This window comes from Streptomyces sp. NPDC007896, assembly GCF_042959425.1.
In the GTDB taxonomy this organism is placed as follows: domain Bacteria; phylum Actinomycetota; class Actinomycetes; order Streptomycetales; family Streptomycetaceae; genus Streptomyces.
Genome location: NZ_JBIBKX010000002.1, coordinates 172,158 through 186,729 on the forward strand (window position 1 = coordinate 172,158; position 14,572 = coordinate 186,729).

Consider the following 14,572-nt stretch of genomic DNA (forward strand, 5'->3'; position numbering starts at 1 on the left):
ACGACGGAAGAACGGACCCGGCCATGTCCAAGCCCCTGCCCCTGTCCGCCGCGGCGGAGGAGTTCCTCGCCGAGAACGCCCTGTGCACCCTCACCACCCTTCGCCCGGACGGCACGCCGCACGTCGCGCCCGTACGGTTCACCTGGGACGGTGAGGCGGGCCTGGCCCGGGTGATGACCACGGTGCACCGCCGCAAGTCCCGCAACCTGTTAGCCAGGGCCGGTGGCCGGGCCGCCGTGTGCCAGCTGGTCGGCCCCCGCTGGATCACCCTGGAGGGCCCGGCCACCGTCTCCACCGACCCGCCCCGGGTGGTGGAGGGGATGCGCCGCTACGCCAAGCGGTACTGGTCCCAGCCGCCGCAGCCCCCGGGCCTCGCGGTCATCGAGATCGCGGTCGACCGCGTGATGGGCCTGTACTGAACGGCCTGTACCGAACTCCCGGGGCACATACGGGGCGAGAGGGTGCCGGAAGACACTTCCGGCACCCTCTCGCATGCTCCGCCTGTAGTTGACCCCCCGTACCCCCCAGTAGCTGCAAGGCCTCTGACGAACTTGTCAGAGTCCTGTATCGGCGGCCATTCAGCTTCCCGGGAGCCCTCGGAATACTGGAGAAAACGCCAGCGGGAGAGGGAATATGGACGCCTTCAATGCCGATGTGATCGTTGCCGGAGCGGGACCCTCGGGCCTCATGCTCGCGGGAGAACTGCGCCTCTCGGGTCTCTCGGTCATCGTGCTCGACCGGCTGGAACAGCCGATGCAGCAGTCCCGTGCGCTGGGATTCTCCGCCCGTACGATCGAGGAATTCGGCCAGCGTGGACTTCTCGAGGATTTCGGTCCGCTGGAGACCATACCCGGCGGCCATTTCGGTGGACTCCCCATCGACTACCGCATTGTCGAGGGCGGCAATTTCGGTGTCCGCGGTGTTCCGCAGTCACGCACCGAGGCCATCATCAACAAGTGGGCCGTGGGTCTGGGCGCCGACGTCCGCCGGGGCCACGAGGTCATCGGCCTGACGCAGGACGAGAACGGGGTCCAGGTCGAGGTCGCGGGCCCGGAGGGCGTCGAGACGCTGCGCGCCGCGTACGTCGTCGGCTGTGACGGCGCCCGCTCCACCGTCCGCCACCTGGCCGGGATCGACTTCCCCGGCGTCAGCGCCACCATCGAGATGAAGATGGCGGACGTCGCCGGAGTCCAGCTGCGGCTGCGCCCCACCGGTGAGGTCGGCGAGGCCGGCATGGTCGTGGTCCTGCCGCTCGGCCCGGGCGCCACCCGCGTGGTGGTCTTCGAGCGCGGCGCCGGTGTCCGCCCCACCCAGGAGCCGCCCACCTTCGAGGAGGTGGCCGCCGCCTTCCAGAGGGTGACCGGCGAGGACATCAGCGGTGCCAAGCAGCTGTGGACCAGCTACTTCACCGACGCCAGCCGGCATGCCGCCGAGTACCGCAAGGGCCGGGTCTTCCTCGCGGGCGACGCCGCCCACATCCACCTGCCGATCGGCGCCCAGGGCATCAGCGCGGGCGTCGGCGACGTGGTCAACCTCGGCTGGAAGCTCGCCGCCGCCGTCAAGGGGCACGCCCCCCAGGGCCTGCTCGACACCTACCACTCCGAGCGCCACCCGGTCGGCGCCCGCATCGTCTACAACACCCTGGTCCAGCGCACCCTCTACCTCGGCGGTCCCGAGGCCCAGCCGCTGCGCGACCTGTTCGCCGAACTGGTCCAGATCGAGGACGTACGACGTCACCTCGTCGGCCTGGTCACCGGCCTGGACATCACCTACGGCGCCGTCGAGGGCGGCCACCCGCTGCTCGGCCGCCGGCTGCCCGACCAGGACCTGCTGGTCGGCGACGAGAAGACCACCACGTACGAGCTGCTGCACCAGGGCCGCCCGGTCCTCCTCGACCTGCATGACAACGCGGCGCTGCGCGAGGCTGCGGCCGCCTGGTCCGACCGCGTCGACGTCGTCACCGCCACCCGGCCCGACGCCGCCGCCCCGGCCGCCGACCTCCTCGTACGCCCCGACGGCTACATCGCCTGGGTCGGCGCCGACGGTTCCACGGACGGCCTGACCGACGCGCTCGCCCAGTGGTTCGGCGAGCCCGGCACCGCCACCTGAACCCCTCCGGTCGATCCCCATCCCTTCAGTAGGACGCGCGCCACCCATCCGACCCGTCCGTGAAACGAGAAAGAGGAGTGCGGTCTTGCCCACCAAGGCTGAGGAAGCGAAGAAGGCCGACAAGGCCGCCGAGTGGACCGAATGCGACGTAGCCATCCTGGGGTCGGGCCTCGCGGGCTCGATCATGGGAGCGATCCTGGCCCGTCAGGGCGCGAACGTGGTGCTCATCGACGCCGGTCAGCACCCGAGGTTCGCCGTAGGTGAGTCCCAGAACCCGCAGCTCGTCGAGTGGCTGCACATTCTGGCCGTGCGCTACGACGTCCCCGAGATCAAGCACATGCTGGACGTGAAGGCCGTGACCGAGCACATCGGTCCGACGCACGGCCGCAAGCAGAGCTTCGGCTTCGTCACGCACCGGCCGAACCGCGAGCCGGACCCGCACGAGGCGACGATGTTCGTCATCCCGAAGATGCTCACCGAGGCGGTGCACCTCTTCCGCCAGGACACGGACTCGCACTACCTGAACGTCGCCGCCAAGTACGGCTGCACGCTCCGCCAGAACTGGTTCGCCACCGACCTCGACGTCGACGACGACGGCGTCACCATCACCGGCAGGAACGGCGAGGTCTTCCGGGCCAAGTACCTGATCGACGCGAGCGGTTTCCGCTCCCCGCTCGCGCAGAAGTTCGACCTGCGCGAGAACCCGCCCCGGCACAAGCACCACGCGCGCTCACTGTTCACGCACTACGTCGGCATCAAGCCGTACGACGACGTGTGCAACTACCCGGAGGCGCTGCGCCCGCCCGCCGAGTCGCCCTTCCACGGCGGCACCCTGCACCACCTCATCGAGCGGGGCTGGTTCTGGATCATCCCGTTCGACAACTACAAGGACTCCAAGAACCCGGCCTGCAGTGTCGGCCTGACCTTCGACGAGCGGCTGTACCCCAAGCCGAAGGACATGACGCCGGACCAGGAGTTCAACCACTACCTCGACATGTACCCGGCGGTGAAGCGGCAGTTCGAGGGCGCCAAGCGGATCCGCGAGTGGGTCTCCACCGACCGCCTCCAGTACTCCTCCAAGCGCACCATCGGCGCCCGCTGGTGCCTGATGTCGCACGCGGCCGGTTTCATCGACCCGCTGTACTCGCGCGGTCTGTCCAACACCTTCGAGGTCGTCGACGCCCTCGCCTACCGGATCCTGGACGCCCTGCGCGAGAACGACTTCACCGAGGAGCGCTTCGAGTACGTGGAGCGTCTGGAGCAGGGGCTCCTGGAGTACAACGACAAGATCGTCAACAGCTCGTACATCGCCTTCAGCCACTTCCGGTTGTGGAACGCGGTGTTCCGGGTGTGGGCCTGCTTCACCACGCCGGCCACCATGCGCCAGATCATGGCGCGCCAGAACTTCCAGTTCGACGGTGACGACCGGCACTTCAAGGAGATGGAGAAGGCGCCCTACACCGGCCTGTGGTGGCCGGACAGCCACGCCTTCAAGGTCCTCTTCGACACCACCGCCGAGACCTGCGAGCGGTACGAGGCGGGCGAGATCGACGGTGACAAGGCCGCGGACATCGTCTTCGAGGCGATCCGCGACTGCGAGTCCGTCAACACGCCCTTCGGCTGGAAGGGCCCCGAGGACCTCCGGTTCTTCCGGGCCACCACCCCCACGATGATGAAGTTCATGTGGTGGGCCAGCACCTCCGGTCCCAAGGAGATGCGCGACCTCGGCCGCTCGATGCTGGCCGGCGTAGTCAAGCAGGGGGTGCGCGGCCGCAAGGTGTCCTGACCGCGGCCCCATCTCGAAGGCGCCATCTCGAAGACGCCACCTCGAAGGCGCCACCTCGAAGACTCCATCTTGAAGGCACCGCCTCGAAGGCACCCCCTCGAAGGCCCCGCCTCCCGGCCCGCCTTCACAGAGCCACTTCCCCCCGGATCCGGCGCCGGGCCCACCTTCCCCCCGTGGGCCCGGCGCCGGCCCCCTTGCTCCTCCCTTTGCGTCTCCCCCACTGACTTCCACCTACATCCACTACATCCACCGTTTCCTAGAACCTTGGGACATCCGTGATCACTCGTAGAGCACTGATCGGTGCGGGAACGGCCGCCGTCGGTCTGGCCGTCCTGCCCAACAGCCCTGTCTCCGCGGGCTCTTCCGCCCCCTGGAGCACCCTCGCCGGCAAGCTCCAGGGACAGCTGGTGCTGCCCACCGACTCCGGCTACGGCGTGGCCAAGCAGCTGGAACTCGGCCAGTTCGACTCGGTCAACCCGCAGGCCGTCGCGTACTGCGTCAGCTCCTCCGACGTCTCCGTCGCGCTGCGCTTCGCCCAGGACAACGCACTGCCGTCCGCGGTCCGCAGTGGCGGCCACAGCTTCGGCGGCTACTCGACCACGCCCGGCCTGATCATCGACGTGTCGCGGCTCAACGCGATCACCGTCGGCAGCGGCACCGTCGACATCGGCCCCGGCGCCAAGAACGTCGAGATACTCAACGCGCTCGCCCCGCACGCCCTGGTGGTCAGCGAGGGCGGCTGCCCCACCGTGTCGGCCGGCGGCTTCCTCCAGGGCGGCGGCTTCGGCTTCCTGACCCGCCCGACCGGCATGGCCTGCGACGCGATCACCTCGGCCGAGGTGGTTCTCGCCGACGGCTGCGTGGTGACCGCCTCGCCGACCAGCCATCCCGACCTCTTCTGGGCGATCCGCGGCGGCGGTGGCGGCAACTTCGGCGTCGTCACCCGTTTCACGGTCACCCCGCACGAGGGCGACCAGATGGCCATCAGCAACCTGATCTTCCCGTACGACCGCGCGGCCGACGTGCTGCACGGCGTGGGCCAGTGGCTGGTGGACGCCCCCCGCACCATCGGCGGCGGCGCCTACCTCGTCCAGGCCGACGCGGCGCCCGGCACCGTACCGGCGCTCAACGTCTTCCTCGCCTCCCGCGGCACCCCGGCCGAACTGGCCTCGGAGGCGGCGCGGCTGCTGTCGCTGACCGGCGCGGTGACGGCCCGCCAGGACGCGGTCATGACGTACCAGCAGGTCATGATGATGATCTTCGGTTGCAGCACTCTGACCCAGGACCAGTGCCAGCGCGCCGGGAAGTCGCCGAGCGGGGTGCTCACCCGGCCGGCCTTCGGTCTGGAGCGGACCCGGCTGGGCAGCGCGCCCTACGCGCAGAGCGACTGGGCGAACGTGGTGACGGCCTTCGACGCCGACCGCAAGGCCGGGCAGGCCCGGTACCTCGACTTCCACTTCTTCGGAGGCGCGGCCAACGACCCGGCCCGCACCGACACGGCGTACGTGCACCGTGACTCTCTCTTCTCCGTCAACTACCGGGTCCTGATCAACGACCCGGCCCAGGTCACCGCCGAGACCAAGGCCGTCGCCACGAGCTGGGTCGACCACGGGTTCGACACCATCGACCCGCTGTCCAACGGCGAGACGTACCAGAACTGGATGGACGCGAAGCTGCCGAACTGGCGGCAGTCGTACTACGCCGAGAACTACGCGCGGCTGAAGGTCGTGAAGGCGAAGTACGACCCGTACCACTATTTCAAGTTCGCCCAGGGCATCGGAGCCTGACGCTTCGTGAACCCGGCCATCTCATGGACCCGGCCATCTCATGAACCCGGACGTCTCATGGACCCGGACATGTGGAAGGGCCGCCGGATCGATCTCCGGCGGCCCGCCCGCTCGATCGTCTGCCGCGTCGCCTCGTCAGGGACGACGTCCGTACCAGCCCACCAGCTTGTCGATGTCGGGAGCGTCCTCGTGCACCTCCACCACAGGACCGAACGGCACCTGGCCGCCGCGGGGTTCCGCGGGCACGGCCCGGTGCATGTTGGCCAGCGGCGCGGCGAGCATCTCCGGGTCCCACTCGGGGCTCTGGCCGGTCGCCTTCGCCAGGTCCCAGGCGTGCAGCACGAACTCGTTGGTGTAGATCACCGAGGCGACCACCCCGGGAACCGGGCCCCAGGGCAGGCCGATCTGGCGGCCCAGTACGGCCGGGTCCGACCACACCGCGTCGAACTCCTTCGTCGCCTCCGCCCATGCCTTGGCCCAGTCGCCGTCGGCGACGTCCTGGGCGAAGTGCGGAACGCTCATGAAGGAGCCGCCCGCGCCCATGACGGCGACCCGGCGCAGCACGGACACCACGTGGTTGGCCATGTCACGGACCGAGTAGTCGGGACACGGGGTGACGGTGTCGTACTGCTCGGGGCGCAGCGCGGCGAGCGTATGTCCGGTGAGCTCGACGGCCTTGAACAGGCCGCCACGGGGGTCGGTCGGCGGGTTGGCGGGGGGATTGGTGCTGTCAGCCATGTCTTGAGTCATGCCTTCATCGTCGACGTCAAACAGGTCACCTTGTGGCCTATTACCGAAGCCTCATCAGATCTTGCTGAAAATAGATGTATTGGCTCAAAGCATCTCAAAATCTCAGATCTCAGATCTCGAAATCTCGGAGGGGGCCGGTTGCTGTGAAGGCTGACCGTCTGGTGGCGACCCTGCTGCTGCTCCAGGCGCGCGGGCGGGTGACCGTGCGCGAGGTGGCCCAGGAACTGGAGGTGTCGGAGCGCACCGCACGCCGTGACCTGGAGGCCCTCACCACCGCCGGTGTCCCCGTCTACTCGCAGCGCGGCCGGGGTGGCGGCTGGAGCCTGGTCGGCGGCGCCCGCACCGATCTGACCGGTTTCACCTCGCGGGAGATCGGGGCGTTGTTCCTGGCCGCGGGCCCCTTGTCGGCCTCACCCGAACTGCGTGCCGCGTTACGGAAGTTGATGCGGGCGGTGCCCGCGCCCATGCGGCCGCACGCCGAGGCGGCCGCCAAGGCCATCCTCATCGACGGTGTCGACTGGTCGCGCACGGCGGGTGGCGGCGGCCCCCACCAGCACACCCTGGAGCGGGCGGTGCTCGACGGCGAACAGGTCCGGCTCGGCTACGCCCATCCCGACCAGGCTCCCGGCGAGCGCACGGTGCACCCGCTCGGCCTGGTCTCGAAGGCCGGCCGCTGGTACCTCGTCGCCGGGACCGAGGCGGGACTGCGCACCTTCCGGCTCAGCAGGGTCACCTCCGCGACCCGGACCGGTGAGCCGGTGCGACGCCCGGAGGGTTTCGACCTCGCCGCCGCCTGGCGGGAGCTGGCCGCCGAGGTGGAGCAGCGGCTGACCGCGGCGACCGTACGGGCGCGGGCCGACCGCGACGCCCTGCCGGTGCTGCGGCAACTGCTGGGCGGGCGGTTGCGGACGGGCGAGGCCCAGGTCGACGGCCGGGTCGAGTTCACGGCCGACGGTCCGTCGGTGGAGGTGCTCGCCGCGCAACTGGCCGGTCTCGGCGGCCGCGTCGAGGTGCTCGATCCGCCGGAGGCGCGGGAGTCGCTCGTACGGCTGGGCCGCTCGCTCACCGCGGTGTACGGCGGCCGCGAGGAAGAGATCCGCTCGGATAGTCACTTTCCTGTAGGTACCTACTATACGGAGGATGTTAGCGTCCCTGTCATGGCCGCCCACCACGGATGACCGGCGGATTTCCCAGACCATCCCGAGACCATCCCCACGCCATCCCCCACGCCACGCCCCACACCGATGAAGCCGATGACTGCTGATTACTGGTTCGGATTAACGCACTAAGGGAGTTGTTTTTGATGATTGTCGTCACTGGAGCCACCGGAAATGTCGGACGTCCGCTGATCGAGGCGCTCGCCGAGGCGGGGGAGCAGGTCGTCGCGGTCTCGCGCCGCCCGCTGCCCTCCCCGGCGGAGGGTGTCCGCCACGCCCAGGCCGACCTCGGCAGCGCCGAGAGCATGCGGCCGGTCCTCGAAGGCGCCGACGCCTTCTTCATCCTGCTCGCCGGCGAACTGCTCGGTTACGGCGAGGCCGCGACCGACCTCCTGGCCGCCGCCAGGGACGCCGGCGTCAAGCGGGTCGTCCTGCTCTCCTCGCAGATCAACGCCACCCGCCCCGACTCCGCCTCGCACGGCAGGCTGCGCGAGTTCGAGGAGGCCGTACGCGGCTCGGGCCTCGACTTCACGATCCTGCACGCGGGTGGATTCGCCTCCAACGCCTTCGCCTGGGCCGAGTCGGTCCGCGCCGACCGCACGGTCTTCGCCCCGTTCGGTGACGTGGCCCTGCCGGTCGTCGACCCTGCGGACATCGCCGCGGTCGCCGCGGTCGTCCTGCGCGAGGACGGCCATGCCGGTCGTACGTACGAGGTGACCGGCCCCGAAGCGGTCAGCCCGCGTGCGCAGGCCGAGGTGATCGCCGAGGCCATCGGTGAGGAAGTGACCTTCGTGGAACTGACCCGCGAGGCCGCCCACACCCACATGGCCCAGTTCATGCCCGAGGACGTCATCCCCGGCACCCTGGACATCCTCGGCGCCCCGCTCCCCGCCGAGCAGCGGGTCAGCCCCGATGTGGAGAAGGTCCTGGGCCGTCCGGCCACCCCCTTCTCCGGCTGGGTGAGCCGCAGCCTCCCGGCGTTCAAGTAGCCCGCACGGCCCGCTCGGCCTGCTGGCCCCCCCCGGTACCGCCGCCGGATGCCCGCTGCGATCCATCCCCCGCGGCAGTGGGCATTCGGCGGCCCACACGGCCGCACGACAGTACGTGTCACGACAGCACGACAGTACGTATGGTGCGTCGGCTCGTGCGACGCGACGGCCCCGCAGGTTCGTGACCTGCGGGGCCGTCGCGTCGTCAGGGGCGCACCGGGGCTTGCCCGGCCTCCCCCCGGAGGGGCTACGCGGCGAAGCGCTCGGCGAACTCCTTGGCCTTCGTGACCGCCTCGTCGACGGCCTTGGCGCGGGAGGCCTCGTAAAGGGGGATGAGGTCGGCCATCGCCGGGTTGTGCGGCGCCATCGTGAGCTCCGGGACGATGACGTGGACGTCCAGGGCGAGGGTGTCGCGCAGGATCGCCTCCAGGTAGTTCTGGACGTACTCGTAACCCTCGCGCGGGGTGCCCGGCGCGTAGGAGCCGCCGCGGCTGGCGACGACCGTGACCGGGGTGCCCTTGACCTTCGAGTCCTCGCTCATGGCGGTACGGCCGATGAGGATCACCTGGTCCAGCCAGGCCTTGAGGGTCGAGGGGATCGTGAAGTTGTACATGGGCGCGCCGATCAGGATCGCGTCCGCCTGCTCCAGCTCCTCTATGAACGTCAGGCGCTCGGCGAAGGCGGCGGCCTGCTCGGGGGTGTGCGCGTCCGCGGGGGCGAACCCGGCGGTGTGGGCGTCGGCCGTGATGTGCGGGACCGGGTTCACGGCGAGGTCGCGGTAGATCACGGTGCCCTGCGGGTGCTGCTCCTCCCAGGCCTTGCGGAACGCGTCCGTGACCGTGCGGGAGGCGGAGGCTGCGCCCGGGAAAACGGACGAGTCGACGTGCAGGAGGGTGGCCATGGGGAATCTCCAGGAGAAGGGGGCGAACTTTTTGTACTGGACTAGAGATAACACAGCTACTTACTTTTTTTCATCCCCCCACGGGAACGCAGTACCCTGGACCCATGCCAGAGCCGGGGACTCATGACGCAGGGCCGTGCCAGAGGGTCGACGACGGCATGGCCCGCGTCTTCCAACTGCTCGGGAAGCGCTGGACCGGCCTGGTCGTGGCCGTGCTGCTGCCGCACCCCGCGCACTTCGCCGACCTGCGCAGGGCGATCCCCGGCATCAGCGAACGGATGCTCTCCGACCGCCTCACGGAACTCGGCGCGGCGGGGCTGGTCGTCCGCGAGGTCGACGAGGGCCCTCCGCTGCGGGTCGTGTACGGCCTGACGGAGGCGGGCGCCGCACTGCAACCCGCGCTCGTGGAACTCGGAACCTGGGCGGAGAAGCACCTGCCGGGGGGCCCGCCGTGCCCGGGCGAACTCCGCAAGTGACCCTGAACCGGGGCTGATTCGGAGGAGCCGCGTTTTCCACAGGCCGGGAGTTGTCCACAGGGTCTGACGCGTTTCAGCCACCGGCGGTACGGTCATCACGAGTTGATGTTCGTGCGTGACGGGGGAGGCAGTCGGTATGACGGATCTTGGTGCAGCGGATCAGGCGCAGCAGGACCAGCGGAGCCGGCCGGGCGGGCAGGACCATCAGGGCGAACAGGACCACCGGAGCGAGCAGGGCCGACAGGACCACCGGAGCGAGCAGGGCCGACAGGACCACCAGAGTGAGCAGGGCCGACAGGCGTCCAGGATCTCCGGGGTCTTCGGAGTGCGCGGATTCGCGGGCCGGCCCGTGCAGGCCGCACCCAAGGAAGAGGGCAAGGCGCTGCGCCGACGGGTGCCGCGCGCCGCGCACGCGGAGCTGACCTTCGACGCCGGCCGCCCGGACGCGGTGACCGCCGTCGAGGAGTCCAACCTCGGCCGGATCCCGGAGCTCACTCCGATACGGGTCGGCAGGATGGCCGCCACCCCCTTCGCCTTCCTGCGCGGTTCGGCCGGCCTCATGGCCTACGACCTCGCCCGCACCCCCACGACCGGCATCGCCGCCCAGATCTGCGGCGACGCCCACGCGGCCAACTTCGGCCTGTACGGAGACGCGCGCGGCGGCCTGGTCATCGATCTGAACGACTTCGACGAGACGGCACACGGCCCCTGGGAGTGGGACCTCAAGCGCCTCGCCACCTCGCTCGTGCTCGCGGGCAGGGAAGCGGGCGCGGACGAGGACGCCTGTCGCAAGGCCGCCCAAGACGCGGTCGGTGCCTACCGACGCACGCTGCGGCTGCTCGCGAAGCTCCCGGTACTGGACGCGTGGAACGCCATCGCGGACGAGGAACTCGTCTCCCACGCCGACGCCCACGACCTGCTCGGCACGCTGGAGCGGGTCATGGAGAAGGCGCGGGCCAACACCAGCGGACGGTTCGCGGCCAAGTCGACCCGGCCGACGGAGGACGGCAGCCACCGCTTCGTGGACGCGCCTCCGGTGCTGCGCCGTGTACCCGACGCGGAGGCGGCGGCGGTCGCGGCCTCGCTGGAGCACTACCTGACCACCGTCTCCGAGGACCGCCTCCCCCTCCTCGCGCGGTACGCGGTGCACGACGTCGCCTTCCGCGTCGTCGGCACGGGCAGCGTCGGCACCCGCTCCTACGTCGTGCTGCTCCTCGACCACCGCGGCGAACCCCTGGTCCTCCAGGTGAAGGAGGCCCGCGCCTCGGCGCTGCTCCCGCATCTGGCGACGGCCGGCCACGCCATACCGCAGGTGCCGCACGAGGGCCGCCGGGTGGTCCTCGGCCAGAAGCGCATGCAGGTCGTCAGCGACATCCTGCTCGGCTGGACCACCGTCGAAGGCCGCCCCTTCCAGGTACGCCAGTTCCGCAACCGCAAGGGCAGCGTCGACCCGGCCGCCCTCGCCGCCGACCAGGTCGACGACTACGCCCGCATGACCGGCGCCCTTCTCGCCCGCGCTCACACCCACACCGCCGACCCCCGCCTCATCGCCGGGTACTGCGGGAAGAGCGAGGAGCTGGACGAGTCCATCGCCTCGTTCGCCGTGGCCTACGCCGACCGTACGGAGGCGGACCACGCGGAGCTGGTCACGGCGGTCAGGCAAGGGCGGGTGGCGGCGGAGCTCGGGGTGTGAGCCCGCCCCGGCCGGGGGAAGGCCGCGAGTCGTACGGGGCCGTGGCCTAGTCTGGTCGGGTGACGACCCCGGAAGCCGAGCACAGCGAGTCCGACCGTACCCAGGCCGAGGATGCCCGGCCCCAGGGCACCGGGGATGCGGATGCCCACGACGAGTCCGCACCGGAGGCGGCGCCCGAGGCGCAGGCGCGGCCCGAGGAGCGGCTCGAGCGGGCCGTGCGGGCGGCCGAGCAGGCGTTGATCGAGTTCGAGATCGCCGTGGAGACCTTCCGCGTCGAGGTCGAGAACTTCTCGCGCCTGCACCACCAGAAGCTCGGCCCGATGTACTCGCGCCTCGACGAGCTGGACGCGCAGATCGCCGAGGCGGTCGCCGCGCGCACCGGGGACGTGGAGGACATACGCAAGGCGGACGAGGCGCGGGCGCGGGTCATGCCGATGCCCGGGGTCGAGGAGCTCTTCCACGGCTGGATGGACTCCGAGGGACTGTTCCCCGAGGCGGTGGCGATGCTGACGGACCAGCCCGTACGCCCCCCGCAGCGCGTGCGCCCCAGCGAGGAGGCCCGTCAGCTCTACCGCGAGCTGGTCCGCAAGGCCCACCCCGACCTGGCCCAGGACGACGACGAGCGCAGGCGGCGCGACGAGTTCATCGCCCGGGTCAACGCCGCGTACAGCCGTGGCGACGAGGCACTGCTGCGGGAGCTGTCCGAGGAGTGGGCGGCGGGCCCGGTGCCCGAGGAGTGGAAGCCGAGCCGCAGCGAGGAGCTCTACGCCCGCCTCGAGTGGCTCGCCCAGCGCAAGGAACTGCTCGCCCTGGTCGCCCGCGAGCTGGAGGAGAGCGCCATCGGCGCCATGCTCAAGCTGGCCCCGGAGGACCCGGACCGGCTGCTGGAAGAGATCGCCGAGCAGCTGCTGGCCCAGGTCGACGAGCGCGAGAAGGAGCTGGCCCGGCTGGTCGGCTAGGGCCGGTCCGATGGGGCTTCGGGCCACCCGCGCGGTCGGGTAGCGTCGGGGGTATGAGCTTTGGATCTGGTGTGCCCACGGTCGAGGTCGGGGATCTCGCGGACGGAGACTTCCTGCTGGACGTCCGGGAGGACGACGAGTGGCAGGCGGGCCATGCCGCGGGGGCGCTGCACATCCCCATCAGTGAGTTCGTCGCACGCTACGGCGAGCTGACCGAGGCGGCGCCGCAGGACGGCAGGGTCCATGTGATCTGCCGCTCCGGGGGCCGTTCGGCGCAGGTCACGATGTACCTGGTCCAGCAGGGCATCGACGCTGTGAACGTCGACGGTGGCATGCAGGTCTGGGCCGCCGCCGGCCGCCCGGTCGTGGACGACAAGGGCACCCCCGGCTTCGTGCTGTAGCCACCGGCTGGGGTTCACGCCCGCTGGAGCCACCCGCAAGGGTCCGCGCCCGCGCCCGCCTTTGCCGAGCGGCGATCATCACGCCGCGCGGCGTCCCGCCGCTGCCCGGGGCTCGCCCACGCCCGGGGAGGCGAAGACGCGCTGCGGGCGTGGGGGTTCAGCCCAGGGGATGGGCCGCGAGCAGATCCCCCAGTGCCTCCTCGTGTGCCGCCGCCGGTCCGAGCGACAGTTCAAGCTGCTTGGCCCAGGCGTGGTACCGGTGCAGCGGGTAGTCGACGTCGGCGCCGAACCCCCCGTGCAGATGCTGCGCGGTCTGCACGACCCGCCGTACCCCTTCCGACGCCCAGATCTTGGCGACGGCCACGTCCCCGGAGGCAGGAAGCGCACCCCCCGCTCCCGTACTGATCCGCCACGCGGCCTGCCACAGCGTCGCCTCCATCGCCCGCAGGTCGATATAGCGGTCGGCGGCCTGCACGGCGACGGCCTGGAACGTGGCGACCGGGAACCCGAACTGCTCCCGCTTGCCCGTGTACGCGCTCGTCATCCCGAGCACCCGCTCGCCCAGCCCGAGCGCCAGCGCGCATGTCCCGGTGGCCAACAGCTCCCGCAGCCACTCCCACGCCCCGTCCGCTTCGATGACATCCCGGGCGATGATCCGCGCGGACTCCAGACGCAGCTCGCCGAGCCGTTCGCCGGTCGTGGAGATCTGCTCACCGAGGACGACCCCCTCATGGACCCGGGGCACCAGCGCGAGGACCGTCCGGCCGCCGCCCGTGTGCGCGGGTACGACGGTGAAGTCGGCATTCTCCGCCCACGGAACCGCCGTCTGCACCCCGTCCAGCACCCACGCGCCACCGTCCTGCCGTGCGGTCACGGCGAGTTCGGCCGGGTCGTGCCCGGTCCGCCCGTTCGCCGCGACGGTCAGCACGACCTCGCCCCGGCCCGCCCGCGCGAGCAGCTCCGCCTTCAGCTCGTCGCCGCCGTACGCCTGTACGGCCACCGCCGCCGCACTGTTCTCCAGCAACGGCACCCGCGCCAGCACCTTCGCCGCCTCGCGCAGCACCAGGCACAGCGCGATCGCGTCGAGGCCGGCCCCGCCGTACTCCGCGGCGAGCAGCAGACTCAACAGATCCGCATCGGCGAGCCTCGCCCACAGCGCCCGGTCGAAGTCGTCGGCGACGGCGCCCGCGGTGACCGCGGGGCTGGGCACTCCGTCCGGCGCGACCCCGCCGAACACCGCCTTCGCCGCCTCGACCGCCGCCTGCTGCTCCTCGGTGAAGGTGAAGTCCACGGTCCTGTCCTCCCACGCACCGACCCACCGACCCGGCGGACACCGGATCTGACGGAGCGTCAAGATAGAACAGGTTCTACAAGAAGGGAACGGTTCGACCACGGAAGCCCCACCACGCCTGCAGACCGATCGTTCGGTTTGTCACGTCACGCGCGGGGGCGGGCGGCCGTAGGGTGTCCACCGCTGTGGATAACCTCGGGGTCGCTGTTGTGTCGCTGTTGTGCGCACTGTGCCGAATGGGGCTGTGCCTGGCGGTCCGGCCTGAGTACCGTT

13 protein-coding genes are annotated in these 14,572 nt (G+C 70.7%); 10 read left to right on the forward strand and 3 right to left on the reverse strand.

The genetic code is table 11. The annotated features are described in order from the left end of the window. The first annotated feature begins 23 nt into the window (after window positions 1-23). From ACFZDJ_RS08425 to ACFZDJ_RS08440, 4 genes are all read left to right on the forward strand, one after another. The gene (locus ACFZDJ_RS08425; protein ID WP_054237224.1) at window positions 24-419 is read left to right on the forward strand and encodes a pyridoxamine 5'-phosphate oxidase family protein; all 396 of its coding nucleotides are present in this window, start codon (window positions 24-26) and stop codon (window positions 417-419) included. A 214-nt stretch (window positions 420-633) separates the two neighbouring features. Continuing rightward, on the forward strand, window positions 634-2,109 hold the full coding sequence (locus ACFZDJ_RS08430) for an FAD-dependent monooxygenase (protein ID WP_168509687.1): 1,476 nt from the start codon (window positions 634-636) through the stop codon (window positions 2,107-2,109). 85 nt (window positions 2,110-2,194) lie between these two features. Then, window positions 2,195-3,895 (forward strand): NAD(P)/FAD-dependent oxidoreductase, encoded by a 1,701-nt coding sequence (locus ACFZDJ_RS08435; protein ID WP_168509688.1) that lies wholly within the window; start codon window positions 2,195-2,197, stop codon window positions 3,893-3,895. A gap of 275 nt (window positions 3,896-4,170) precedes the next feature. Then, a complete protein-coding gene (locus ACFZDJ_RS08440) occupies window positions 4,171-5,682 on the forward strand; it encodes an FAD-binding protein (protein ID WP_391057107.1) in 1,512 nt (503 codons plus the stop codon). A 135-nt stretch (window positions 5,683-5,817) separates the two neighbouring features. Here ACFZDJ_RS08440 and ACFZDJ_RS08445 read toward each other — a convergent pair whose 3' ends face one another. Next, window positions 5,818-6,420 carry a TIGR03086 family metal-binding protein gene (locus ACFZDJ_RS08445; RefSeq protein WP_390932786.1) on the reverse strand — a complete coding sequence of 201 codons (603 nt, stop codon included), beginning with the start codon at window positions 6,418-6,420 and terminating at the stop codon, window positions 5,818-5,820. A 155-nt stretch (window positions 6,421-6,575) separates the two neighbouring features. Between ACFZDJ_RS08445 and ACFZDJ_RS08450 the strand changes: the two genes are divergently transcribed. Together ACFZDJ_RS08450 and ACFZDJ_RS08455 are read left to right on the forward strand one after the other, a co-directional pair. Next, window positions 6,576-7,610 (forward strand): WYL domain-containing protein, encoded by a 1,035-nt coding sequence (locus ACFZDJ_RS08450; RefSeq protein ID WP_391057110.1) that lies wholly within the window; start codon window positions 6,576-6,578, stop codon window positions 7,608-7,610. Between the two features lie 125 nt (window positions 7,611-7,735). Next, window positions 7,736-8,578 (forward strand): NAD(P)H-binding protein, encoded by an 843-nt coding sequence (locus tag ACFZDJ_RS08455; protein WP_168509690.1) that lies wholly within the window; start codon window positions 7,736-7,738, stop codon window positions 8,576-8,578. 247 nt (window positions 8,579-8,825) lie between these two features. Here ACFZDJ_RS08455 and ACFZDJ_RS08460 read toward each other — a convergent pair whose 3' ends face one another. After that, window positions 8,826-9,479 carry an FMN-dependent NADH-azoreductase gene (locus ACFZDJ_RS08460; RefSeq protein WP_168493642.1) on the reverse strand — a complete coding sequence of 218 codons (654 nt, stop codon included), beginning with the start codon at window positions 9,477-9,479 and terminating at the stop codon, window positions 8,826-8,828. A gap of 104 nt (window positions 9,480-9,583) precedes the next feature. Here ACFZDJ_RS08460 and ACFZDJ_RS08465 point away from each other — a divergent pair, with 104 nt between their 5' ends. From ACFZDJ_RS08465 to ACFZDJ_RS08480, 4 genes are all read left to right on the forward strand, one after another. Continuing rightward, entirely contained in the window at window positions 9,584-9,955 is a 372-nt protein-coding gene (locus tag ACFZDJ_RS08465) for a helix-turn-helix domain-containing protein (RefSeq protein WP_054237231.1), read from the forward strand. Between the two features lie 136 nt (window positions 9,956-10,091). Further along, window positions 10,092-11,648, forward strand: a complete 1,557-nt coding sequence (locus ACFZDJ_RS08470) for a DUF2252 family protein (RefSeq protein WP_391057112.1) — start codon at window positions 10,092-10,094, stop codon at window positions 11,646-11,648. 59 nt (window positions 11,649-11,707) lie between these two features. After that, the gene (locus ACFZDJ_RS08475; protein ID WP_168493646.1) at window positions 11,708-12,607 is read left to right on the forward strand and encodes a hypothetical protein; all 900 of its coding nucleotides are present in this window, start codon (window positions 11,708-11,710) and stop codon (window positions 12,605-12,607) included. 71 nt (window positions 12,608-12,678) lie between these two features. Beyond that, on the forward strand, window positions 12,679-13,008 hold the full coding sequence (locus ACFZDJ_RS08480; protein ID WP_054237233.1) for a rhodanese-like domain-containing protein: 330 nt from the start codon (window positions 12,679-12,681) through the stop codon (window positions 13,006-13,008). A gap of 157 nt (window positions 13,009-13,165) precedes the next feature. On the opposite strand, the gene ACFZDJ_RS08485 is transcribed toward ACFZDJ_RS08480, so the two are convergent. After that, window positions 13,166-14,299 (reverse strand): acyl-CoA dehydrogenase family protein, encoded by a 1,134-nt coding sequence (locus tag ACFZDJ_RS08485; protein WP_391057115.1) that lies wholly within the window; start codon window positions 14,297-14,299, stop codon window positions 13,166-13,168. Window positions 14,300-14,572: the final 273 nt, after the last annotated feature.